This window comes from Psychrobacter coccoides (assembly GCF_017498085.1).
Taxonomy (GTDB): Bacteria; Pseudomonadota; Gammaproteobacteria; order Pseudomonadales; family Moraxellaceae; genus Psychrobacter; species Psychrobacter coccoides.
Map to the genome: position 1 here is coordinate 1 of NZ_JAGBKM010000027.1, position 25,473 is coordinate 25,473.

The window sequence follows — 25,473 nt, forward strand, 5'->3', positions numbered from 1 at the left end:
TGTGCTGAGTGTGGCACATGGCATGATAGAGATATCAATGCCGCTAAGAACATCCTTGCGGTCGGGCTTGACCGTCTAGCGGTAGGAATCCCCTCACTTTAGCGAGGGGAGGAAGTCAACACAGTATGTTTAATGACGGGTAATCGTGCCATTTAAGCACAACCTCTTATAAACTTAAAACGACTCTAAGGAAATCACGATGAAAAATGTAGTAATGGGTACACTATTAGCAGCTACTAGCGTCTTTGCTGTTACTGCCTGTACGAGTGTCGGTGCGACGACAGATACATCAGCAAGTACATCCATGCAGCCTCACCATAAAGATGGTATGCATAAAAAGGGCATGCAGGGGCCATTGTCACAGATCAACCTAACCGCTGCGCAACGAGAGCAGATCAAAGATATCAGACAAAAACATCGCAATAAGGGTCAACAAGGTCGTGAGCAAGCAAAAAAAGAGGTTTTAGCAGTGCTTACGCCTCAGCAGCGTCAGCAATTACAGCAGATGAGGACGGAGCGTGAATCACAAGATGAGCGGGGCGGCAAAGGTCGTCATCGTCATAATTGATTGATTTGAAAAACGACGTAGTGCTGCTGAATACTGTCTTTTTTCATATTGGACTGACTATAACTATTAACTATTTAAAGGTTTTATTTAGCACTGGCTATCGTTAATAAAAACAATATTTTATGATTTTTTATTAGCAAACGACTTTACAGTGATAGATGCGTTTCTTATTTTAAGCCTCTCTACTGCTTTTATAATAGGTCATATAAGTTATATTCTAAACTAAAGAATATTATAAAATACTATAAGCAAAGTGCTTGCCACAGCGCAGCATAAAAACACCCCATAAGTTAAATATAGCTTATGGGGTATTTTTATGCATGACAATCTGAGTTTTGAGATTAAAGTCATATTTATATAATGACTATACGATTGTTAAGTTTTTACCCGCATCTCTTGCATTATTATTCTATAAATTTATAATGGGTCACTAGGGTATAAGCGGTAATAAAAGGCCGATTAAAGGTCATAAAACATTTAATACACTGCAATTCCACATAAAAAGTAGGGATATAAAGATATTTATGGTGTCTGCGCTACCGACTCTTGGTTGCCAAATTGATTGATTAGCAAGTTATAGGAAATATTATTTAACAAACAAATATCGATTAATATTAGGTCGTAGATGATTGGATAATCAGAACTCATTTAAAATGAGTATAAAAAACCTATGCGTTCTAATAAGCTTTTTGATTCTGGTTACACGGATATTACAAATAAATATACTTAAGATCATAAAAGTAGATGTCAATCACACGGGGGAATAATCTAAAAAACCGCTAAATTGCCATCGCTGATTAAGTTAATTGATTTTATCGCCTTCATATAGTCAGTTGAAAACAAAACTGTCATAAGTTTCAAAGCGCTACTGGGATGGATTTTGCGCAGCCTCTGTGTATACAGCACGCAAGGAAAATTTATACCAGTAGCGCTATAATTTTTTTAAATTGAACCTACTATATATTTAATCTGTCTTATATAAAAAGTTGCTCAAGGATGCTGTTATGAACGCTATCACCATTAAAGTAAATGACCAAGTAAAGACTATCGCTGAACATAACCTCATTGTTCAAGATGATAAAGCGACCGTCATTCAAGCCACAAATAAAGTCAATTATGAGCTCCTTGATGAAGCAACTGGCCATGCTCCAAAGCATATTGTTACTAAGCGAGTAGACAAAGATCTGCATATATCATTTGAAGAAGGCAGTGAGGGAGCGGATCTTATTATTGAAGGGTTCTATGACAAGGCAGATAGTGCGCTTATAGGCTTGGCTGAAGATGGCAGTTATTACTACTATATTCCTGATTCAGGTGAGATAGCAGATTATGTTACTGAACTTGAGGTAGGCGGTGAGCAAGGACAAGCTTTAGGTGGTCAATCACAAGTGACACCTTGGTGGATTAGTGCGGCAGAAGAAGGCTTCAATGCATTACCTTGGTTGGCAGGTTTGGCAGGAGTGGGTGTCTTAGGTGCGGCATTAGGAAGTGGTGGAAGTAGCAATAATAATCAACCAACAATTGATAATGTCGCCCCTGAAGCGCCTCAAGACCTAGTTGTCAGCGAAGATGGTAGTACAGTGACGGGTACCGGTGAATCTGGTGCTTCAGTTGAAATTACAGATCCAGCCGGTAATGTGGTCGGTGAAGGCGTGGTTGGTGAAGACGGCACGTTTGACGTTGAATTAACCACTCCGCAGCTTGATGGTGAAGAGCTAGACGTTACCTTGACGGATAAAGCGGGTAACGAATCAGATTCAGGTACGGCTACCGCGCCTGACACTACTGCCCCTGAAGCGCCAACGGACGTCACTATTAGTCCAGATGGCAGCAGCGTCACCGGTAAAGGTGAGGCTGGGACTAGCGTTGAAATCACAGATCAAAATGGCGAGGTGATCGGCGAAGGGGTGGTTGATGAAAACGGTGACTTTGAAGTCGAACTCATGCCGCCGCAAGTCGATGGTGAAGAGATCGAAGCCACCTTAACCGATGGGGCGGGTAATACCTCTGATCCTACCAATGCGATCGCACCAGACACCACGGCGCCAAGTGCGCCAACCAGCATCACCGTTGGTGACGATGATGACTTCCTTAATGAGGAAGAGATTGATGCAGATGGCAACGTAGACGTCATTGTTGGCCTACCAGACAATGCCATCGCAGGCGACACCGTCATCGTCAATGGTCAAGAACAGACCTTAACGCCTAATGACATCAGCGCAAAAGAAGTCACCGTCAAAGTACCTGCACCTGCTGAGGGCGAGTCACTTGACATCACCGCCACCATCAAAGATGCGGCGAGTAATGAGTCACAACCCTTAAACAAGAATGTGGGTGTAGTGGATACCATAGCTCCTGACGCCCCAACGAATGACTTCATCATTACTGATAACGTCGCTAATGACGGTAGTGGCGATGTTTTAGAGCCGCCAGAAATCATTCCAGCAGGTGGTGTCACTAATGACAACACCCCAAGTATTACGATTCCTGCTGGTACATTAGACGCTGATGAAACGGCGCAGTTGAGCATTGATGGTGAAGTGGTCGAAGCAACCATCGTAGACAATGCTGATGGCAGCCTCACATTGACACCAAACACCGCCTTAACAGAGGGCGCACATGATCTAAGTTATAACCTAAAAGATGCAGCAGGAAACGTAAGTAGCAGTGGACCTGTGGTCAACATCACTGTCGACACCACCGCCCCAGGTGAACAAGACGGCGCCACCCAAGTTGCTCCAGTCATAGCCATAGCAGAAGCTGAGAACGGTGTTAATGCTGACGAGATTGCCGACGGTATTCAAACCCAAATCACGTTGCCGACGGGCACCCTAGAAGGGGATACCATTACTCTAACCGTGACCCCAGCGGGTGGTACACCAATACAGATTACTCACATTGTCACGGCACCTGAAGTAGCCAACGGCGTATCAGAAATTACGATACCCAATGACCTAAATGGTATCACTGAAGATGGTGACTATAGTATCGTCGCTACCGTCACAGACCAAGCAGGTAACAGCAGTGTGCCGAGTGATCCCTTTGACTTTACGGTAGATACAGTGGCTGAGCTTACTGTCGATACCCCAATTGCAGGTGATAACGTTGTCAATGCTGACGAAGCTGCGGAGGGCTTTAACGTAACAGGTACAGGTACTGCTGGTGACACCATTACATTGACCAACCAAGCAGACAATCTGATTGGTACGGCGGTTGTAGGTGCTAATGGTAAATGGTCTATTAGTGTCACTCAACAAGACGTTGCTGATATGAACCAAGGGTTAGAAACCTTAACCATCACCGCCAAAGACCCAGCAGGCAACGTAAGCTCTGAGACGGCTGATATTACCATTGTCCCAGCGACAGCACTGACTATTACCACGCCAATCGCAGGTGATAACCTTGTCAATGCTGACGAAGCAGGTACTGGTTTTGATGTCACAGGTACAGGTACGGCAGGTGATACCATCACATTAACCAACCAAGCTGGCGATCTGATTGGTACTGCACTTGTGGGTGCCAATAACAGATGGAGTATCGCTGTTGGTTCAGCGCAAGTGGCTGCTATGGGTGAGGGCGTAGAGACTCTAACAGCGACCTCTGGCTCTGATACGGCTAGCGCCACGATCACCATTGATACCGCTGCTCCCGATGATACGACGACCGATATTGTCGTTGACGACGTGACCGCTGACAACGTCATTAATGCTATCGAGGCTGAGGGCAATATCGCGGTTACGGGCAGCGTGACGGGTGATTATAGTGAGGGCGATGCCTTGACGATAACGGTCAATGGTATTGAGTATGCAGGCGCTGTAGATTTCGCTGGCAGATTTAGTATCGAAGTGCCCGGTGCTGAACTTGTGGCAGATGCTGACAACACTATTGAGGTCAGTATTAATGCAACGGATCAAGTAGGCAATACAGGCATTGTCACTGCCACCAAAGACTATGCTGTCAATACAGATGAGATCATCGCCGCCGCTGATAATTTTGTCGACTTGCAGCTCGATGCTACGCCATTAGAAATAGTAAACGACACCCCATCAGATTTAAATAAAACCGGCTTTACAGTGGTCGGTGCAAGCTTAGGTCCTGTATTAGGCGCAGGTGTGGTCGCTGATGTCGTTGACAACTCAGTGGTGCTCGAGGTGGGTGAGAATCAAGTCCGTGAAGTGACTGTCAAAGGTAATGCAGGCGGTGTACAAGTCGCTGGCACCATGAATCTGAATTTATACAAACTCAATGAGTCTACCGGTGAATGGGAGCTACAGACAGTCAAAGAAAACTGGGTAGTGTCTTATCTGCTAGGCGGCGTGTCTGAACCGGCTGACTTTAGCTTGGATGAAGGCCAGTGGCTGTTTGTCATGTCTGGTAATGAAGGCATCTCAGCATTGACGGGTTATACGCTACAATTTGAAAAAGATGTTGTTTTAGACTACTCCGAAGCAACAGCGGTTAGCGGCTCAGTGACAGGAGACCTCTTAGCGGATGATGATGCGAGCTTTAGTTACGATGAGCTCCCAAGTGGTACCACGGTGACCTCCATCACCTCATCTACTGGCACACAAACCCTTGAATCAGGCGAGACAACGATTCAAGGACAATATGGCACCTTGACCATAGCGCCTGATGGCAGCTATGAGTATAGTGTCAATGAAGACTTCCGCGGGCCTTATGGCAGTGAGGAGCGCTTTACTTATACCATTGCATCGCCTGATGGTAATACCGACTCTGCAGATCTTACCATTGAGTTAAACATCCTTCCTGCCGATAAACAAGTTAAGATTGATGAGAGTCTTGTGGTCGATGCAGAGCCAACGGTCATCTTAGACACAGAGAACTCTGAGATTAAAGACGCTGTCGGCTTTGGGGTTTTGGATTTGAACTTTGGCTCGTCGTCCGTCCTAGATCTTGAGCTACTAGGAGGTAAGCCGCCACTTGAGTTTACCGTGGGTGACAATCAAATGCGTGAGCTTACGTTGCATGGCAGTGGCGGCGGTATAGATATTGCAAAAACGTACAGCATGGCAGTTTATAAGCTAGACGAAAACACTGGACAGTATGTACAAGTACACTTTGAAAAAAACTGGTTTAATGTCCCATTACTTGGTGGTAGGTCAGACCCGTTGACTTTGCAGTTTGGTGAAGGTGATTATAAGGCTGTGCTATTAACCGCAGGCGGTGTGGGAGTGCTCAGCGGCAATGGCCTGTATGTGGATCGTGATATCATCTATGATTATGACCAGCCCTCTGAGTTTATGGGGGAGATAACAGGAGATGCCACTCCTGATGCGGGTACTGTGATACTCAAAGTAGGCGAAGAGGCGGTCACCTCAAACGGCCCGATGACTTATCAGGGCAAGTACGGGCAGCTAGTCATCGATGCCAATGGCGAGTATACCTATAGCGTAAACAATAACGCTAGTGATCCTAATTGGCAGCCGCCCTATGGTGAGGTCGACTCATTCAGATTGGTGACTAAGGACGCAAACGGTAAGGCTGCTGTTGAAACGCTAAACATCAAGATTAGCACGCATACTGCGGTTGATGACTTTAATGAAGTGGGAGTACAAACGCAAAATACCGTCACCAATATCAACTTTAATGAGCCAGATAAAGTAGGTAATTATGGCAAGTCTTACACTAAAGAGTTTGAGATCGCTGAACATGATGCCGCCGCTCCGGTTATCATAGAAGCGACTGCCAGATCTGCGAATATCGCTTTTGGTGATGAGGTCACCATCAGCTATACGCTGTTAAATACCACCACAGGCCAAAGCTTTACTGGCTCAGCGACAGGCACAAAGGCTCGCGCCTCACTGAGCGACTCATTACCTGATTTGCCTGCAGGCAGTTACACGCTCACGATCACGACCAACAAAGGTAACTTGCAGAGTATCGGTTTTGACACCACAGTCATTCATTCAGCAGATTACACGGCTGACGCGGTCACAGCGGTCACCGGCTCCTTGCTCGCAGGTATCGATAACGACCAAGGAGTAGACAACATATCAGCGGTCACAATCGACAGTAAGTCTGTGTTTGTCAGTGACCCGAATCAAGGTGCAAAATCGATTGATATCCAAGGCTTGTATGGCACCTTGACCGTTGATAAAGATGGTAGCTATAGCTATTTACCAAATGGTGAAAGCTTCGGAATTGAGCGCTTTACTTATGAGACTATTTCTGTGACAGGCGTCAAAGAGACCGCAACCTTAGAGATAAATATTGGCAAAAACATTACAGCCTCTATTTATGATGATGTTGCGATCAGCTCTGCCGCTAATGATAGTTTCATAATGGGTAAAGGCGCTGATACAGTAGTCTTCGAGAATCTTGGTGGAGAAAATGGCGGCAATGGTAATAACGGTCTAGATACTTGGAGTGACTTTAGCGCTGCTCAAGGCGATACGATCGATGTGACAGGACTGCTCGATGGCAACCAAACGGCAGCAAATATCGGTGACTACCTGACCTATGAAAACGGCATTCTCATGGTCGACCGCAACGGCAACGCTGAGTTTGAGGGGCTGTTAGAAGTGACAGCGACCGACTTAGATGAGTTGTTGGGTAGTATAGAGTGGGAAGTAGGGACTGTTGGTATCGCTGAATTTAGTCTCGATGCGCTTGATGGCTTATCTAGCACGCGATCTATCGACGCTGGTGAGTACTCTAAAGCCATGATAATGGCTTCAGAGACTTCTATCGGTTTGTCAGATATCTTCGAAAACGAAACCATAGAGGTACAAAGTATGAGCACCAATACTGAGCGCTCAGTAGTAGATGGTTTGCAGGGTAGCCAGCAATCTTCAACAGATAATCAAGTAGCGCTATATGATGCTTGGCAGCTAAGCAATTATTCCAGCTTACCAAACGATATCGGCACAGATACGCAAAATATTATCTAATCGTTATGGGTATCAAATCGTATGCTGTATCTAAAACGCTTCCAAAACGGAAGCGTTTTAGGTTTAGAGCCATGCTCACTCAAAATGTTTTTGTTATCTAGTGTGAAGTATGAGCGGATGCTATGTATAATGCAGCATTAGCATCGTTTTTACTTATATGTCCTTAATAAGAAGATTTTATTATGCCAAACAAGCGTCCTTTATATATTCCCGTTGCTGGCCCCGCTCTATTAGAGACTCCTTTATTAAATAAAGGGAGTGCTTTTTCATCAGAAGAGCGTGATAGCTTTAATTTGACAGGACTATTGCCTCACAACATTGAGACGATTGAAGAGCAGTCTCTGCGAGCTTATCACCAAATGCGCTCATTTACCAATGCGATGGATAAGCATATTTATCTGCGTAATATCCAAGACACCAATGAAACCTTGTTTCATCATTTGCTTGTGCATCATATAGAAGAGGTGATGCCGCTCATTTATACCCCAACAGTTGGTCAAGCGTGTGAAAAATTCTCGCAAATTTATCGCCGTAAACGTGGTTTATTTGTCTCATATCCTGAGCGTCATAAAATCGATGATATGCTGCAGAACGCCACCAAACAAAACGTCAAGGTAATCGTCGTCACTGACGGCGAACGTATCTTGGGCCTAGGCGACCAAGGTATTGGTGGTATGGGTATTCCCATTGGTAAATTGGCTTTGTACACCGCTTGTGGTGGTATCAGCCCCGCTTACTGTCTGCCCATTTTATTGGATGTCGGCACCAACAACCAACAGCTACTTGACGATCCTATGTATATGGGCTGGAGAAATCCACGTATCTCTGGCGATGAGTATAATGAGTTTGTCGATTTATTCATTCAAGCCGTTAAGCGTCGTTGGCCAGAGGTGTTATTACAATTTGAAGATTTTGCACAGGAAAATGCCACGCCGTTATTGAATAGATATCGTGACCAATTATGCTGCTTCAATGATGATATTCAAGGGACTGCTGCAGTATCGGTCGGTACTTTGATTGCAGCGTGCCTAAATAAAGGTGAAAAGCTAAGTCAACAAAGAATAGCGTTTTTAGGTGCAGGGTCAGCGGGCTGCGGTATTGCGGAGCATATCATTCGCCAAATGCAGCGCGAAGGATTGACTGAAGAGCAGGCTCGCAGCCAAGTATTTATGGTTGATCGTTATGGTTTGCTCACTGATGGCATGACAGAGCTACAAAAATTCCAAGAACCGCTGGTGCAAAAGCAGTCCGCTATTGAACATTGGGACAAAAGTCAAAAACTGGGTTTAGCACAAGTGGTCAAACAAGCAAAGATAACGGTATTATTTGGTGTTAGCGGCCAAAAAGGTCTGTTCACTCAAGAGGTGATTGAGTCCTTATGTGCTAATACTGAAAGCCCAATTGTACTACCGCTTTCAAACCCTACGTCTCGTGTTGAAGCCACACCGCAAGAAGTGATGAACTGGAGCCGTGGCCGTGCCACTATCGCAACAGGCAGCCCGTTTGCTAACACCACTTTTAATGGCCAGTCCTTTGAAGTCTCTCAGTGTAATAACAGCTATATCTTCCCAGGTATTGGTCTAGGAGTCTTAGCAGCACGAGCGACGGGTATCAGTGATAACATGCTCATGGCAGCGAGCCAAGCCCTTGCTGATATCTCAGTGCAGTACGAAAAGGCACCCGGTGCCATCTTACCGCCTATTCAGTTTATTCAAGAAATTAGTAAAGAAATCGCTTATGCCGTAGCGCTTCAAGCGGTTAAGGATAAGCTTGCATTGCCCGTCACGGCGGAGAACCTAGAACGCCGATTAAAAGCGAATTTTTGGTTACCTGAGTATCGTAACTATCGTCGTACTTCTTTTTAACTTTATCTGTAAACGATAACCAGTCCCAATGCTACAGTGAAAAGTAGCATTGGGATTTATGGTATTGATAGGATAGTTATTATCTAAAGGCTCAGCATTTTATAGGTTCGATAGACTATTTGCTTGTTGACCGCCTTTAGGTGAGCCAATCTCAGGTGTTTTTCTATTAAAATTTAAGCAATAAAAAACCCTTACAAGCAAATGCCTGTAAGGGTTTGAATGTGGTGGGCCCAGTAGGACTTGAACCTACGACCAAAGGATTATGAGTCCTCTGCTCTAACCAACTGAGCTATGGGCCCTAACGTTAGACGCACAATGATACCTGATTTTTTTAAATTTTCAAGTCTAAAAGCACATAGTTTTGACATTATTTATTATTAATCGTCATTACCCGCCAAAGTCAGGCTACGGCCACCATCTATAGTGATGATTTCACCAGTGATATAGCTTGCTTGTGTCAGATAAAGCACACAATGAGCAATATCTTTAGGCTTTCCTATGCGCTGCATGGGTATAGAAGTGACGATGTTATTTTGTAGTGTACGATCAAGCGCTTGATCACTCTTAGCCTCTGGTAAAACATTCACGCCAGGGGCCACACCATTCACACGTACTTGTGGCGCCATCTCTAGCGCCAGAGATTGTACCATCATACGGTGAGCGGCTTTTGCCATATTATAAGCGGTATAGCCCTGAAATGGCTTGTCATGAGCATGGATATCGAGCAGGCTAATGATACTGCCTTGTTGTGCTTGTAAATAGGGTAAGAGAGACTGGCTTAATAATAAAGGCCCTTTGGCATTGGTCAAAAACAGCTCCTCCCAATTCTCATTGTTGATGCCACCGACAGGCGTTGGGTAAAATCGTGAAGCATTGTGTACCAGTACATCGAGCTGACCAAAGGTTGCCATGATAGTTTGGACGAACTGGTTTAATGAGTCGTCATCGTTAACGACCGCCAGATCGGCAGTGACGACAGCAGCACTGGTAGGGCGAATGGTGTTTAGCTTGTCCGCTAGCACTTTGGCCTGTGCTTGGCTTTGATGACAGTGGATAATGACACGGTAGCCCTGGGTATGGGCCGCTTCGATAATCGCAGCCCCGATACGTTTGGCGCTGCCTGTGACCAGCATCACAGGTGCGCTGGTGTTGGTATCTGCTGAGTGAGTAGGGATGACGGTTTGGTTCATAGTAGATCTGTTTGTGTGATATATAAAGTGTTTGTTTAAAAGGGAGAAAATGTCTCTAAATGTGTGATTCTCGCTTGGCGCAAAGCTGCGCCAATCTCTGGGCCTCGAAGACCGGAGGCGATGTCATCCATACCGATCTCATGGTAGCTGTGTAAGGCCAGCATCATTTGTCGATGCTGCAGCGCCAATTGAAAGACGTGACTGCATACCAAAAGCTGAGAGAGTTTTTCAGGTGTTTTATGAGCGCTGCAGGTTTGTATGAGGTCGATTTTTTCAGCAGCACTGAGCGCATCTATCTTGCTTAGAGTGGGGAGCTGTTGCACAAATAAATTGGCAAATTGGGTATGTACTTTAGGCACTTTTACGCTATTGCCGATTTGATTCATGTGCTTTGTTGGTAGCGAGACATCAAGGCTAGAGTCTAGGGCAGTTGAGGCAAATAAATTGGCGCTCAAACTGGTCATTAATAATGCCCAACGCTGTGATAAATTGAGCTGCATTTGGCCAGCGAAATACAGGGCGGTCTGCACCGTCTCACGTACTGCAGTATCCATCCAAGCGTCATGTAATGGCGAAAACCCCTCTGTAAGTGCGCCAATGTCAAACAGTTGCTGCCAATAAACATGGGGCGAGCTTTGCATCGTTGCCCGGCTGGACTCTTGCCAGATACGCTCCGCACTTAAGTGCGCAAGCTCACCTGAGCTGACCAGTTGCTGCATCAATACCAACGTGTCCTCAGCGATGGTAAAGCCTAAATCATAGTAACGGCCATAAAACCGAGCCACACGCAGCACTCGCAACGGGTCTTCGCTAAAGGCACATGAGATATGCCGAAGTGTCTTGTCTTTGATGTCATTAAGGCCACCATAATAATCGATGATCTCATTGGTCAGCGGAGTGTCATCTGTCAAGCTGGTGACCTCTATTGCCATGGCATTGATAGTAAGGTCACGGCGCTGTAAGTCCTCTTTGAGGGTGACGTCAGGATTGGCGTAAACGCTAAATCCCTGATAACCATGACCTTGTTTGCGCTCAGTACGTGCCAGCGCATACTCCTCTTGAGTCTTTGGGTGTAAAAACACCGGAAAGTCTGCTCCAACTTGTTGAAACCCTGCTGTCAGCATCTGCTCTATGGTCGCACCGACGACGACAAAATCCTTATCTGTAACAGGGCGACCTAATAGTTGATCACGGACAGCACCACCAACGAGATAGACTTGCATGTTTGGTCCTTAAGCGACTGATTTGGTTTAGGGCGTGTTGTGCATTCATAACTAATCTTTGTCAGTATTATCGTCGAATGTTCAACATGCCTGCTTCAAAAGATATTACGTTTAAAAAGCCTTGTCTATATCAAACTCTAAATACAGCTCAGATAAAGCTAAAAAGCCAGTCAATACCTTTTTAATGGTATTGACTGGCTCTACATACTTTTTATTGCGATTCTGTGTTATTTATTTTCTAAGTCTTGTGCTTCAGTGACGGCAAGAGCGGTCATGTTTACCACACGGCGAGCGGTCACCGATGGGGTCAAGATATGTACAGGCTTATTAACACCTAACAAGATAGGACCGATAGACGCACTGCTTGTGGCAGTTTTAAGTAGATTAAAGGCAATGTTGGCTGCATCAATGGTCGGTAAGATGAGCAAGTTTGCTGAGCCTCTAAATTCACTTGATGGGAAATCCTCAAATCGAATCTGCTCGCTAAGCGCAGCATCACCTTGCATCTCACCATCAAACTCAAAGTCCACATCCATCTCTTTTAACAGCTGATAGACTTTACGCATTTTGACAGCGCTGGCACGGTCTGAGGTGCCAAAGTTTGAATGCGACACTAACGCCACACGAGGGGTGATGCTAAAACGACGGAGCTGTTCAGCGGCCAAGACAGTCATTTCTGCCAACTGTTCAGCAGTAGGATCTTCATGCACATAAGTATCAGCGATAAAGATGTTACGGTCTTGCATGAGCACAGCGTTCATCGCATAAAAATCACCAACATCCGCTTTTTTGCCAATGACGTTTTGCACGTACTTTAAGTGCAGGTGATAGTGGCTAAAGGTACCACAGATCATACCATCAGCCGCCCCATTCTCGACCAATAGAGAACCAATTAGGGTGGTCTTACGACGAACGTCACGGCGAGCCAGCTCGATACTCACGCCATTACGCTTGTTCTTTTCGTAATAACCTTGCCAGTACTCTTTGTAGCGTGGGTCGTCATCTTGATTGACGATCGTGATATTGACGCCATCTTCTAAGCGTAATCCCAGTTTTTTGATGTTGTTTTCGATGACTGAAGGACGACCAACAAGGATCGGCTGTGCCAAGTGCTCATCGACGACCACTTGTACCGCCAAGAGGACGTTTCTGTCTTCGCCTTCGCAGTATACGATACGCTTAGGGTCTTCTTTGGCGCGAGCAAAGATCGGCTTCATGACAAACGCTGAGTTATAGACAAACTCAGACAAGCGCTGACGATATGCGTTAAAGTCTTCAATTGGCAAAGTCGCCACGCCAGAGTCCATCGCGGCTTTTGCGACTGCAGGAGCAATCTCGATGATCAAGTTTGGCTCTAGTGGTCCAGGAATCAAGTAATCTCGACCAAAGCTTTTCATGGTATCAATGTTTTTGACATTGGTGGTCGGCGTCGCTTCGACATGTGCCATGGCTGCGATTGCACGTACACAAGCGATTTTCATCTCTTCGTTGACAGTCGTAGCGCCGACATCTAATGCACCACGGAAGATATAAGGGAAGCATAGAGCGTTGTTGACTTGGTTTGGGTAGTCTGAGCGCCCCGTTGCCATGATGACATCTGGACGTACAGAGTGCGCCAATTCTGGCATGATTTCAGGCGTTGGGTTGGCAAGAGCGAAGATAATCGGGTCTTTTGCCATACGGCGAACCATATCAGTGCCCAAGATACCTGGCATAGACAGACCCAAGAACATGTCCACATCGTCCATCACTTCTTCGATAGTAGTGGCGTCCGTATCGCGAGCATAGCGCTGCTTGGTTTCGTCGAGGTTTTCACGGCTGGTACTGATGATGCCACGTGAGTCAGACACCAAGATGTTTTGAGGGTCGACACCTAAAGCGCAGATGAGGTCTAAGCATGAAATGGCAGCAGCACCAGCGCCTGAGCAGACAACTTTAATGTCTTCAATTGTTTTGCCTGTGATCAATAAGGCATTTAGCATGGCCGCAGCGACAATGATCGACGTACCATGTTGGTCATCATGGAACACCGGAATGTTCATACGCTCACGCAGTTCTCGTTCGATTTTGAAACACTCAGGCGCTTTGATGTCCTCTAAGTTAATACCACCAAAGGTGGGTTCAAGAGCAGCAACCGCTTCGATAAATTTGTCAGGATCATTTTGTGCCACTTCAATATCAAAGACGTCAACACCAGCGAACTTTTTGAATAAGACACCTTTACCTTCCATGACAGGCTTTGAAGCCAATGGCCCAATATCACCCAAGCCCAGTACCGCTGTACCATTAGTGATGACACCGACTAGATTACTACGTGCTGTATATTTGGCCGCCAACTTGGGGTCTTTTTCGATTTCTAGACAAGGAATGGCAACGCCTGGTGAATAAGCCAGTGCCAAATCACGTTGGTTAGCTAACTGTTTGATAGGGGTGACCGAGATTTTACCAGGTCTAGGAAACTCATGATAATGCAAGGCCGCTTGTTCAAACTGCTCTTGTTCCATATTAGAATTATCCGTATTCAAAGTGGTGTCGTCATTCATCATAGTAATAGCCATGGTTGGAATAAGTTGAAATAAAGTAAAAGTTGACAAATAAATGATTTCACGCCTGACATAAAGTGCAACCTACCTAATAATCATCGAGCCAGTCGTGAACCAGTGTTAACCGACCAAGACCTATCAGTGGTGTATTAAAAGATAAGGCATAATTAAAGTGGCGATCATCTGCGCTTAGTTGACATCCTAAAACAGCAAGCGAGCAGAAATGGCTATTCTAGCACTTTTGGTAATTCGCTGCCTAGCCAACGGGCGACAAATACGCAAAATATACAATAAATTGATAATGAACATTTAGCCAGTTAATAGTAGCTGATGTTCAGCCATATTAAGACGAGCAGCTTATCGGCATTTGCGGTGCATCAGGAGCAGGTGGTGTGCTATCAAGCTCAGTGGCGATATCCTGGACAGTATAGGGAGTAGCCAACAACTCATACAGCCGAGCCACTTCTTCAAACTGCCCTTGCTCAGCGGCAGTGATGGCACGCTGCGCCATACTGTTACGCAGCACATAGACTGGGTTGTTGTTTTTTAGACTGTTGATGACTTGCTCAGGCGGCAGAGCGTGTATTGTTGCCAAGTAGCGCTTGGCCCAAGCGTCAAAGTCTGCGAGGGCCGTACTTTGTAGCTCACTTTTGAGCGTCAGTAGTAGCTGTTGCTCATAAGGGTACTCATCTGGTGCTACCAGTCCCAATAAAGCGCGGAAACCATTGGTATAATCCAGCAAGTTGTCCTCTAGCAGTGTCAGCCACTCAAAAGCCAGAGCTAGACTGTCGCTTTGATGTGGCAATCCGAGCTTACGGCACAGACCTTGTTGATAATACTGCATAAAGGTGGCTTCGTAAGGGGCTAGGCACTCGGCTAGTGCCTCACGGGTCACGCCCTCTAAGCGCATGAAGTGCGGAAGCCAAGTATTGAGATTCCAATGGCCAATCGCTGGCTGGTTTTGATACGCATAGCGTCCGGTATAGTCAGAGTGATTATTGATCCAAGCAGGGTTGAAGCGCTCCATAAAGCCAAAAGGACCAAAATCAAGGGTGCTGCCAGTGATTGAAAGGTTGTCAGTATTCATGACCCCATGGGCAAAGCCGATTAGTTGCCAGTCTGCAATCATACGAGCAGTGCGAGTCACCACGGCCGTCAAAAAAGCCAAAACAGGCGTGTCACTTTCACGGCATGTTGGATAGTAAGTGTCGATCATATAGTCGGTAAATTCACTGAGCAAATCCGGGGCGAAACTTGCAATCCACTCTATGTGGCCCAGTCTGATGTGACTGTCCGCCACTCGCATCAGTGTCGCTCCTGGCTCCATGCGTTCACGCCGTACTGGTGTCTCTGATACCACAAACCCAAGAGCATCAGAGGAGGGGATATCAAGCTGATTGAGGGCATGTCCACACAGATACTCTCGGATGGTGCTGCGCAGTACGGCTCGTCCATCACCCATTCTGGAGTAGGGTGTTAAGCCGCTGCCTTTTAGGTGTAAATCCTGTAGCTGGTCGTTTGCATCCAATACTTGCGCCATCAGTAGGCCACGTCCATCTCCCAACTGTCCTGCCCACTGGCCAAATTGATGGCCGGCATATGCCATGGCTAAGGGCTCAAACTGCTCAGGAACATAATGACCACCGAGGATATCGACCCAATGTGTCATTAAGTCTTCCTCTTCTGTCCAACCGATTTGCTTGGCGACGGATGTATTGAAGTGGCCCATCTTTGGATGCGTTAGTGGTGTCGGCTGCTGTTGATGGTAGAGGCGGGGGTCTAAACGAGCATAAGTATTGTGATAACGCATAAAAAGGCAGCTCCTCAATGAGTGGCCGATAAAAATAGATGGACTTACTATAGCATAGCTTGAATATGACGTCAGACAGCTGTGTTTCTATCCTGTAAGGTGACTTTGTCCTGTCAGATTATTTTGCTCAGGCATGAACAGAGCGCTTACTTTTTTTATTAAAAATAAAAAAACCCTCCATCTGCGACAGATAGAGGGTAGGAGAAACATTACGATGGTTTTTTATTATTCAGCCAAACCCATTTCTAGGCTAGGTTTGAGTGATGTCGACTATGCCGCTCTACTACTATGTCCAATCGAGCGAAACGCCGTCTTAAGGTTGTCATTATGCTCATGTATTTTCTTTTCAATCTTGGCATATTCATGTTTGAGCTTATCGTCGACTTCGTGCAAGCGATCAGCAAACTCAGTCTTTTTCATCTCAACGGTTTTTGCTTTTAGCGCTTGCCACTCTTCTATCGTTTGCGTAAAGGCGTCGTACTCCACCTTGATGCGTTCTTGGAAACTTTGCATTGCCTGAGGTAGGTCAGTATTTAGACTATCAATGGTTTTGTGCGCTTTTTTGAACTGCATTTGTACTTCAGCATGTTTGATAGTCGCATCATCAACGGTACGTAGCTCTGATGTCAACCCAACTTTTGATAAACCAGCGATCAACCACTTGGTTGGATCATACTGCCACCATTTGACCCCATTACGATAGTCGTATTGGAAGAAGTGATGGTAGTTATGATAACCCTCTCCCCAAGTAAAGATAGCCAAAAGGAAATTGTCACGGGCGGTATTGGTGTCGGTATAAGGACGGTTACCAATCATATGGCACAGTGAGTTAATAAAGAACGTGAAGTGATGGGTCAACACCAAACGCAGTAAACCTGCCAGTACTAAAGTACCCCAAACATCACCGACCAACCAACCAACGGCTGATACCAGACCAATATTGGTCGCCAGCACCCATAAGCCATAGTATTTATGCTGAATCTGTAAGACTTTATCCCTAGTTAAGTCAGGAATGTTTTTATAATCGAACTTGCCACTAGGATAGTTACGCAGCATCCAACCGATATGGCTGAACCAGAATCCACGCTTGGCTGAATAAGGATCATCCAAACGATCATCCACGTGACGGTGATGGCTACGGTGTCCAGATACCCAGTCAAATGACGAGCCTTGTACCGCTAAGGTGGCACCAAGCAATAAGAAGTTTCTGACGGCAGGGTGCGCCTTATAGGCACGGTGTGCCAAGAGGCGATGATAGCCTGCTGTGATGCTCAGTCCTGTCCATACCATAAACGCACCAAAGACGCCCCAAACTGGCGTACTGACTTGGTGAGTCATAAGATACCATGGCGTGATGATTGCCGCAGCAATTGGCGTCGATACCAAGATCACTGCAGGTATCCAGTTTATCGGTGCTTTTTTAAATTCAAGCTCACGCACGTTTAAAGTCACAGCCTCATCGTTCAATGCGACATCGCTTGGGTTAGCTGTGCTTGCATAGCTACGTTTGGTAGTGGGCTGCTCGTTCAGCGCACTTTTTGCTTTGGCGTCATCAAACCATGTTTTAAAACGCGTCGCTTGCACAGTCGCATTTTGTAAAATGGTGTCGCCAGATTTGATAGCGAAACGTAAGCCTTTAAGCGGTAAGCCAATTGCTTTTTTTGCAATCATGTAATATTCCTAACGATATTAGTTTCAGGCCCTATATTAACCTAAATAGAGTGGAAAGTGAACAGTTATACACTAGAAAAATATTGCTAAATAACAATAACTTGTATGAATATAGAGATTGTATTACCTGAATACCCTACTGGCTTTCAGGGATTAGATAAAAATGTAAGTGTTAGTGAGTTTCTTTACTAAACGATGTTGGGTCATTGTCATATTTGTATGCTCTACCATTAATTAAAAAAACTACCAAGTGTTTAGGGCATGCTCTAAACTCAGTCGATAAATCCAATTTCAAGCTTAGACCGTGCCAATATTATGGTGTGCCAGATTTTATCTCATTTATCTAAAGTTCACTATATACTCAGTCTATCATGGCTGTGTATCAGGTTTATTGCCAAGAGAGAATACCATCATCGATATGCCCTAAACCAAAAATAAAGGATTGTCGGGCTAGAGGTTGAAGTATGGTAGATTTCATCTGCAAGTGTGACAACGCTACTGGGAGGTTTTTTGAACTGACTATAAATTTGAACTGATTATAAAATAGGCGATAAAACCTGTGTTGGAATATCGGTAATAATAAAGTCAACCTGCCATTTTACCAGCTGTTTTATGGCTTTGATATCATTAACAGTCCATGCGCTTACCGATAAACCATAACGATGCGCATGATAAATGATGGCTTCAGTCAATAGAGGATAGTAAACGCCCAGTTGAATACAGCCAAGCTGTAAGGCTCGATTGGGCGCAGATATCAGTAAGTCTGGGTTGCGCACAAGCAAGCCGCGTGGGATAAGGGTCAGATATTGATGACGTTGCAATCTAGCCAGCAGCTGGGTATCAAAGGTGGTCAGAACAATGGGTAAGCTGGCAAGTGGCGTATCAATCAGATAGCGCATCAACGCTTGTATCAGCTTTGAGTGGTTGGTTCTGTCATGAGTTTTTATCTCAAGCTCGATATGGGTAAATTTGGATAATGGCGGCGGCGCTTGTGCGGGCAAATCTCTATCGCCAGATGACAGTACTGAGGCTAACATGTCTAAGGTGATGATGGGGTGTCCAAATTGTAAATGGCGTCTTATCTCCGCCAGATTGAGTTGGTCTATACGTGACTGTAAACGACACAATCGCTGTAGCGTGTCATCATGAAAAACTATCAAATGCTCATCGGCAGTCAGCTGCACATCAAGCTCAACCCCTGCCAATCCTCGTGGATATAGACTCTGAGCGTGATAAAACCCATGTAAGGTGTTTTCTAGTGCCTCATTGCGGGCACCGCGATGACCAAGCAGCTGGGTGTTTCCAAGTTTTATCATAGGTGCATTATTATCATAGGTGTGTGGTTATCATCATTTAAGATGATGAGTGGTATAAATAAGGGTTAGTTTTTGACCAGATGCAAACAGACTAGTTTAATCCTTTAGAGCTTTGTTATGATTTTGCAACCAAAAGCAGGTTTTGAGTGAGTCGACATGCTTAATTTGTATACCGATGGTCTACAGTGCTGAACAAACTTTTTAAACACCGTATAATAGCGTAATTTTATGCTTAGAAGTATATGGTCTGTCATTATCTGTCTTTTTACGTAAATCATGTAAATTGTGGACCAGTTCGATTAACATAACGGTATTTAACACGTTGATAGCGGTATCAAGGCTGGTCGTTGATGGCGGTATGACTCAGTAAATTAGGAGCGAGGTGAAGATGAGCGTAACAAATAAAAGTTTGAGCAAATGGCAAAAAGCTGCTGGCATTGGGATGGTGTGTGGTTTGGTGCTTGCTGGTTGTGATCGCTCAGAAAAAGAGACTGTAGAGGTTGAAGATGCAGAATCAGTGGAGCAGCAGCCAGTCACTGACGAAAATGCTGCCGCTACCTCTGTAGGCTGTAATGACTCTATGGTACAGGATCGTCTGAAAACAGCCCTGAAAAATACGCTCAATCAACAAGCACAAACCCTAGCAGCCAACTATGCCAATACAGCAGAAGTCAGTCTAAGCGGTGGTATGGTGAGTGATAAAGTCAATAATATCAAGGTTGATATTCAAAACGTAGCGGTATTACAAGAAGCCAATGCTAATGGTATGACCACCTGTCAGGCGAGTGTTAGTATGACATTACCGAGCGAAGACTTGTATCAAGCCAGTCAGGCGCATGCCGCAAATAACAAACCCAGTTTGCAGACCCGTGCGGCGCAGGACAATATCCGTATCAACAATAATATGCTAGTCGATGATGCCTTTACCTATGTGGCAGGTACTCAAGCTGGACAGGTACAAGCCCGTATCGCAGGCCAACCAGCGCTAATCGCTATCGTAGCTGATGTGATGGCAGGCTCAGCATTTCAAGCGGTTATGGAAGAAGCGCAAGAAGAACGCCAAGCTGCAGAAGCTCGTCGCCGAGCGCAAGAGGCTGCCCGTCGCCGTGAAGCGGCTCAAGAAGCACGTGAAGAGCAGGCCAGTCGTCAACCAAGTGCTGTGACCCCCGCTGAGCCGGCACGTCCTGCAGAGCCTGCGACGCCGCCTACGACAAGTCAGAGCAACAGTCCTGCCAATAATCAAGCAGCGTCAACGCCCAGTGCTAATGCTGAAGCACCAACCATCTCGGCGTTGCCTAAAGTTGCGCCTGAAGATGACAGCATAGATATGGTTATTATCGAAGATGAAAGTGCAACTTATTAAGCCACAATACTTACTGAGTTGCGCCTCTACTTGCTAATAAACTTATCGTCATGAGCACACCGAAACACACCCACAGCTTAAATGTTGTGGGTGTGTTTTTTGACGCAGTATGACAAAATTTAGCCATTTTTAGCCCATTTAGATATCATCATTTGAACTGAAGACACGCCCTAGGTGTCGTCAGAAAATTTTTGTAAGACTTTGCTGTCCCATAGCACCTCTGAGACTTGACTTGGATCAGTACAAAATCGTGCGGCGACAAACAGCCAATCAGACAGACGGTTGATAAAGCTGATGGCCGTACTACGGATGGCTTCTGGGCGCTGCTGTTGTAGGAGTACTGCTTGGCGCTCAGCGCGGCGGCACACACTTCTTGCTATGTGCAGCTGGCTGACCAATACTGAGCCTGTCGGCAAAATAAAATCTTTGAGGGGTGGTAAAGAGGCATTCATCGTATCGATTTGCTGCTCTAACCATTCGATGTGGGTGGTATTTACGCCTTCATATTCTGGCATCGCAAGCTCACCACCGATATTAAAGAGCAGATGTTGGATGATGACTAAAGCATCAGAGACGTGGGTTTCTATGGAGGATGCTTTGCTTTGTCGCAATTGGGCACGTACCAAGCCAATATGCGAGTTTAGCTCGTCAATGTCGCCCATGACACTAAATAACACATCAGCTTTGCTGACACGACTACCGTCTGCCATGCCTGTGCTGCCATCGTCACCGGTGCGTGTATAAATTTTGCTTAAGCGATTGCCCATGTTTATATCCTTAGTGGCTGGGTGATAGGTATTAGTTTTGCGCTCATTGTAGTATTTTAAGACCGTTTTCGCTAAGATAATGAGTTACGTTTTATATGACTATTATTTATATTTTTTATAAAGGGCAATTTTACCATGACCACACCACTTGCAGACGCTATGTCTCAGCTTGCTATTTATGATTCACTCACTGGCCGTAAGCGTCAATTTGAGCCGCTAAAAGCAGGAAAAGTAGGTATGTATGTGTGCGGAATGACGGTTTATGACTACTGTCATATCGGTCATGCACGGGTCATGGTTGCTTTTGACATGGTGGTGCGCTGGTTGACGCAATTGGGTTATGACGTCAATTATATCCGCAATATCACTGATATTGATGACAAGATTATCGTACGTGCAAGTGAGAACAATGAAGATATTAGTGTGCTGACTCAGCGCTTTATCGCAGCGATGCACGAAGACGCAGATGCGCTTGGCTGCTTGAGGCCAGATGCCGAACCACGTGCTACTGATCATATTGATGAGATGCAGCAAATGATCGAGACTTTGGTCACCAGTGATTACGCTTATGCTGGCGATAATGGCGATGTGTACTATGCGGTTGATAGCTTTCCTGAGTACGGCAAGTTATCCAAGCGTAATCTCGATGAGATGCAAGCAGGCTCGCGTGTCGATGTAGAGACGGATAAGCGCAGCCCCTTTGATTTTGTATTATGGAAAGCCGCCAAGCCTAATGAGCCGCAGTGGGCGTCACCGTGGGGGCAAGGACGTCCAGGCTGGCATATTGAATGCTCAGCGATGTCGACCAAGTGCCTAGGCAATACTTTTGATATTCATGGTGGCGGACACGATTTGCAGTTTCCACATCACGAAAACGAGATTGCTCAATCTGAAGCAGCGACTGGCTGCGAGTATGCCCGCAATTGGATGCATGTTGGCTTTATCAATGTCGATGGCGAAAAGATGTCTAAGTCACTTGGCAACTTTTTTACCATTCGTGATGTGACAGCGAAATATCTGCCAGAAACGGTGCGTTTTTTCTTATTATCAAGCCATTATCGTAGCCAGGTAAACTTCTCTGATAGTGCCTTAGATGAGTCGCATAATAGCCTAAGCAGACTGTATAATGCTTTAAAACTCGCTGAACAGCAAAAAGGCCAAGTGTTGACAGTTAATAATGAGCTGATAAATAAAGCTTACAGCAGCATTGCAGGGCAAGATTTTATCAAAGCGATGAATGATGATTTTAATAGCTCAACAGCGATTAGTGTGTTGTTTGGGCTAGCACGTGACATCAATAAAGCGGTTAAAGCCGAAGAAGTCGACACGGCATGGCAATTGGCGCAGCAGCTCAAAGCCTTGGCGCAAGTGCTTAATATACTGCAGCAGCCAGTGCAGCAGTTTTTGCAAGCAGTCACAGGCGGTGAGCAAGAGGGCGGTCTGACAGATGCAGATATCGATGCGCTCATCATCGAGCGCAGCGATGCCAAAGCCGGCAAAAACTTTGCGCGTGCAGATGAGATACGTGATCAGCTCAAAGAGGCAGGAATCGAGCTTGAAGACAGCCGTGCAGGAACGACATGGCGCCGTGCCTAAACCATATATAAACGGTCATTAATTAAGCCAGCATCTCGCTGGCTTTTTTTTGCAGATTACTTTAGCTTAACTCAATACTATGGCGAAGACTTTAATTTTATGCAAATATTTCATCATATTCTTAATCATCATGTGACAGGCGATAAAATGCTTGAAAGTATTGATAGCAGTAATACCTGTTCATATCAACATCGCAGTATGCTGCAGTTAATCATAAGCGGCCTTGTGATTGTATGTGGTCTCTTGCTTATACCAGCTCATGCTGCAGTCAGTGCTAACGATCAAAGTACTGATAAGCAAGCTAATGAACCAGTGCGAACACAAGTAGAGCAGAGTAAACCAGAAAACCTAACTGAATATGTTGAACAGAAAGTCAATACCATCACGCAAGAAGGCATCAGTGTGTCTGAGCTTGCTGATGAGATGTTTGATCCAAGCGACAATCAGGTAGTAGCACAAGCCGGTAACTTACAAGGTGAAACCGGTCTAACAGGGGAGTATAACCAAAGCTATTATCCACTCACCAAACTTAATACTGGTTTGCCCGCTCTCTCTGAACCGCCAAATCTATCGACGCCAGTGGCGACGTTAGAGTTTTTTCAATCAGCGGTGATGAAGCAGCAGTTTGATTTGGCTGCTTATGCACTGAATATGAATCTGATTGATAGCGAGGTTCAGCGCAGTCGTGCCATTGAGCTCTCAAAACGTCTGGATTTTTTGTTGTCTAAAAGAGAGCTGTATGTTTTTGATGATCTGCCGGATCGTCCTGATGGGCTGATTGAGCCGCCTTTAGGCAATGCCAGTAGTGTGATGGGTATTCCGAGGCGATCGATACAGCTTGGCTATATCGATTATCGTGAACGCCGTGTCCCTATTTCTTTGGAGCGAGTGCGGGTGCAGGATAGTGCACCTCAGTGGGTGTTTTCGGCACAGACGGTTGGTAATATTGACAATCTTTATCAGCAGTACCATCCAGCAGAGTTTGAACGCTACTTACCTATAGGGATGAAGCTGACCTTATTTGGTATTGCTTTGTGGGAGTTTTTGGCATTAGGGCTGTTTTTTTTGCTGACTATGGGTGTGGGCTGGCTGCTGAGTAAAGGTACGTGGAAGATCGTCAGTCGTTATATTGATGAAGAAAAGTATGGCGCTTATGTCGGTAGTACGCATGGTGTCGCAGATCTAGTCAATAAATTGACCGTTCCTTTGACGTTTAGTATCAGTTTTTTATTGGTATTTACCTTGGTGTCAGGCGGTTTTCCTTATTTAGATGCTGTGGCGTCATCCACTCGCCCAATCATCTGGATTGGTTTGGTGTTTAGTACCATGTGGCTGGGCATACGAGCGATCAACTTTTTTGCCAATCGCTACCAAAACCTACAAATTGAAAATTTGGCCGAAGAGCACTTTGACAAAGAGCGTCGTCGTCGTACTTATGTGTCTATCTTTCGCCGAGTTTTTATCTTTGTCATGATTTTGGGGAGTATCTGGATAGGCCTCAGCGAGTTTACTAACATGGAAGGCCTTGGCAAGACATTATTGACCTCGGCTGGTATCGCTGGTGTGATTCTTGGTATCGCCGCACAGCCTATATTGGGTAATATTATCGCTGGCGTGCAAGTCGCTGTTACTCAGCCTATACGTATTGGTGACACAGTGATTATAGAAGGGGATTGGACGACGATTGAGGATTTACGCTATACCTATGCGGTATTAAAGACGTGGGATGAGCGTCGTTTGATCGTACCGATGCGCTACTTGATTAGTGAGGTGATAGAAAACTGGTCGCATACCGATGTACATCAGACTTGTGTGGTGTATTTACATGTGGACTATGGCGCTGATATCGACGCCATTCGACAAAAATATATTGAGCTGGTGAAAGAAAACCCATTGTGGGATGGTGAGACCGAACCTCAGATTTTGGTGGTGTCTGTTAATGAATATACTATTAAGTTACGTGGTAGTTTAGCGTCTGATGGCCCTATGAGTGCTTTTGACTTAGAGTGTCAAGTGCGTGAGCAGATGCTGAAATATCTCTATCATGAACAAAAGGAGTATTTGCCGGCAGAGCGTATTATCTATAAAGGTGTAAGTCTCAAAGAAAAAAGTAATTAAAGTGTTATTTCTAAAAATCGATGGTTTGGAAGTATTTTGATCACTAGATATCTATCAACATAAGTTTACATTAGTGAGGAGTTGTTACTGAAAAACAGGCTCGTCTTAGTATTACAAATAACGGTTATGCTATATAGAAAATATTTTTATCGATGAAGATTGAGTAATTATGTTTTTAAAAGCTAATGAACACGGGGCTTTACCCTAAACCCTTAATTTTATTAAGGATATTTTGGAAAAATACATTTACGTTTTTTTATGTTGTTTTTTAATTAGCATTTTGTTTGTTATTACTTACTAGGTTTGTTATATTCTTAGTTGATAGTATTGATTTATACATAGTGTTTTTCAGTATAATCATTATGAGCATATTAAGTAATTAGAGTCTGAACAGCACAGAGATTAAGCCGTGTGACATTTTCAGTAGATAGTACTATAGTACTGAGTCAGTTTTATAACTGGAATAAATTGATGTTAATGGTGAGAGTTGTTTGTATTCTTTTTACCGCATGTGTTTTCATTATTAGCGTGA

General features: G+C 45.0%; 13 protein-coding genes, 1 tRNA gene and 1 pseudogene. 7 read left to right on the plus strand and 8 right to left on the minus strand.

The annotated features are described in order from the left end of the window. The 4 genes and pseudogenes from J3492_RS11875 to J3492_RS11890 all read left to right on the plus strand — a co-directional run. Window positions 1-102, plus strand: a pseudogene (locus tag J3492_RS11875) (RNA-guided endonuclease TnpB family protein); the annotation flags it as partial. A gap of 97 nt (window positions 103-199) precedes the next feature. Beyond that, the gene (locus J3492_RS11880) at window positions 200-568 is read left to right on the plus strand and encodes a hypothetical protein (protein ID WP_207992267.1); all 369 of its coding nucleotides are present in this window, start codon (window positions 200-202) and stop codon (window positions 566-568) included. Between the two features lie 1,004 nt (window positions 569-1,572). After that, a complete protein-coding gene (locus J3492_RS11885) occupies window positions 1,573-7,479 on the plus strand; it encodes a BapA/Bap/LapF family large adhesin (protein WP_207992268.1) in 5,907 nt (1,968 codons plus the stop codon). Window positions 7,480-7,661: 182 nt separating this feature from the next. After that, window positions 7,662-9,344, plus strand: coding sequence for an NAD-dependent malic enzyme (locus J3492_RS11890; protein WP_207992269.1), 1,683 nt, complete (start codon window positions 7,662-7,664; stop codon window positions 9,342-9,344). Window positions 9,345-9,566: 222 nt separating this feature from the next. On the opposite strand, the gene J3492_RS11895 is transcribed toward J3492_RS11890, so the two are convergent. From J3492_RS11895 to J3492_RS11925, 7 genes are all read right to left on the minus strand, one after another. Further along, window positions 9,567-9,643, minus strand: a tRNA-Ile gene (locus J3492_RS11895). A 78-nt stretch (window positions 9,644-9,721) separates the two neighbouring features. Beyond that, complete coding sequence (locus J3492_RS11900; protein ID WP_207992270.1) at window positions 9,722-10,534, minus strand: pteridine reductase; 813 nt, start codon at window positions 10,532-10,534, stop codon at window positions 9,722-9,724. A gap of 35 nt (window positions 10,535-10,569) precedes the next feature. After that, complete coding sequence (locus tag J3492_RS11905; protein ID WP_207992271.1) at window positions 10,570-11,757, minus strand: tRNA nucleotidyltransferase/poly(A) polymerase-related protein; 1,188 nt, start codon at window positions 11,755-11,757, stop codon at window positions 10,570-10,572. 227 nt (window positions 11,758-11,984) lie between these two features. Further along, window positions 11,985-14,300: an NADP-dependent malic enzyme gene (locus J3492_RS11910; RefSeq protein ID WP_207992282.1), complete on the minus strand. Its 2,316-nt coding sequence runs from the start codon at window positions 14,298-14,300 to the stop codon at window positions 11,985-11,987. A gap of 343 nt (window positions 14,301-14,643) precedes the next feature. Continuing rightward, window positions 14,644-16,110, minus strand: a complete 1,467-nt coding sequence (locus J3492_RS11915; RefSeq protein WP_207992272.1) for a protein adenylyltransferase SelO — start codon at window positions 16,108-16,110, stop codon at window positions 14,644-14,646. Between the two features lie 270 nt (window positions 16,111-16,380). Then, a complete protein-coding gene (locus tag J3492_RS11920) occupies window positions 16,381-17,550 on the minus strand; it encodes an acyl-CoA desaturase (RefSeq protein ID WP_424108402.1) in 1,170 nt (389 codons plus the stop codon). A gap of 767 nt (window positions 17,551-18,317) precedes the next feature. After that, entirely contained in the window at window positions 18,318-19,097 is a 780-nt protein-coding gene (locus J3492_RS11925; protein ID WP_207992274.1) for a glycerophosphodiester phosphodiesterase, read from the minus strand. A gap of 388 nt (window positions 19,098-19,485) precedes the next feature. Here J3492_RS11925 and J3492_RS11930 point away from each other — a divergent pair, with 388 nt between their 5' ends. Continuing rightward, window positions 19,486-20,460, plus strand: a complete 975-nt coding sequence (locus J3492_RS11930; protein WP_207992275.1) for a hypothetical protein — start codon at window positions 19,486-19,488, stop codon at window positions 20,458-20,460. Between the two features lie 170 nt (window positions 20,461-20,630). On the opposite strand, the gene J3492_RS11935 is transcribed toward J3492_RS11930, so the two are convergent. After that, window positions 20,631-21,227, minus strand: coding sequence for a cob(I)yrinic acid a,c-diamide adenosyltransferase (locus J3492_RS11935; RefSeq protein ID WP_207992276.1), 597 nt, complete (start codon window positions 21,225-21,227; stop codon window positions 20,631-20,633). A gap of 159 nt (window positions 21,228-21,386) precedes the next feature. Between J3492_RS11935 and cysS the strand changes: the two genes are divergently transcribed. Continuing rightward, a complete protein-coding gene (gene cysS / locus J3492_RS11940) occupies window positions 21,387-22,823 on the plus strand; it encodes a cysteine--tRNA ligase (protein WP_424108403.1) in 1,437 nt (478 codons plus the stop codon). A gap of 99 nt (window positions 22,824-22,922) precedes the next feature. Next, window positions 22,923-24,941 carry a mechanosensitive ion channel family protein gene (locus J3492_RS11945; protein WP_243453245.1) on the plus strand — a complete coding sequence of 673 codons (2,019 nt, stop codon included), beginning with the start codon at window positions 22,923-22,925 and terminating at the stop codon, window positions 24,939-24,941. Window positions 24,942-25,473: the final 532 nt, after the last annotated feature.

Excerpts from the sequence above, each read along its gene's own strand:
- J3492_RS11900 (WP_207992270.1), bottom strand. The coding sequence starts at position 10,534 with ATGAACCAAACCGTCATCCCTACTCACTCAGCAGATACCAACACCAGC.
- J3492_RS11935 (WP_207992276.1), bottom strand. The coding sequence starts at position 21,227 with ATGGGCAATCGCTTAAGCAAAATTTATACACGCACCGGTGACGATGGC.
- J3492_RS11930 (WP_207992275.1), top strand. The coding sequence starts at position 19,486 with ATGAGCGTAACAAATAAAAGTTTGAGCAAATGGCAAAAAGCTGCTGGC.
- J3492_RS11925 (WP_207992274.1), bottom strand. The coding sequence starts at position 19,097 with ATGATAAAACTTGGAAACACCCAGCTGCTTGGTCATCGCGGTGCCCGC.
- J3492_RS11945 (WP_243453245.1), top strand. The coding sequence starts at position 22,923 with ATGCAAATATTTCATCATATTCTTAATCATCATGTGACAGGCGATAAA.
- J3492_RS11885 (WP_207992268.1), top strand. The coding sequence starts at position 1,573 with ATGAACGCTATCACCATTAAAGTAAATGACCAAGTAAAGACTATCGCT.
- J3492_RS11915 (WP_207992272.1), bottom strand. The coding sequence starts at position 16,110 with ATGCGTTATCACAATACTTATGCTCGTTTAGACCCCCGCCTCTACCAT.
- J3492_RS11910 (WP_207992282.1), bottom strand. The coding sequence starts at position 14,300 with ATGAATGACGACACCACTTTGAATACGGATAATTCTAATATGGAACAA.
- J3492_RS11880 (WP_207992267.1), top strand. The coding sequence starts at position 200 with ATGAAAAATGTAGTAATGGGTACACTATTAGCAGCTACTAGCGTCTTT.
- J3492_RS11890 (WP_207992269.1), top strand. The coding sequence starts at position 7,662 with ATGCCAAACAAGCGTCCTTTATATATTCCCGTTGCTGGCCCCGCTCTA.
- J3492_RS11905 (WP_207992271.1), bottom strand. The coding sequence starts at position 11,757 with ATGCAAGTCTATCTCGTTGGTGGTGCTGTCCGTGATCAACTATTAGGT.
- cysS (WP_424108403.1), top strand. The coding sequence starts at position 21,387 with ATGTCTCAGCTTGCTATTTATGATTCACTCACTGGCCGTAAGCGTCAA.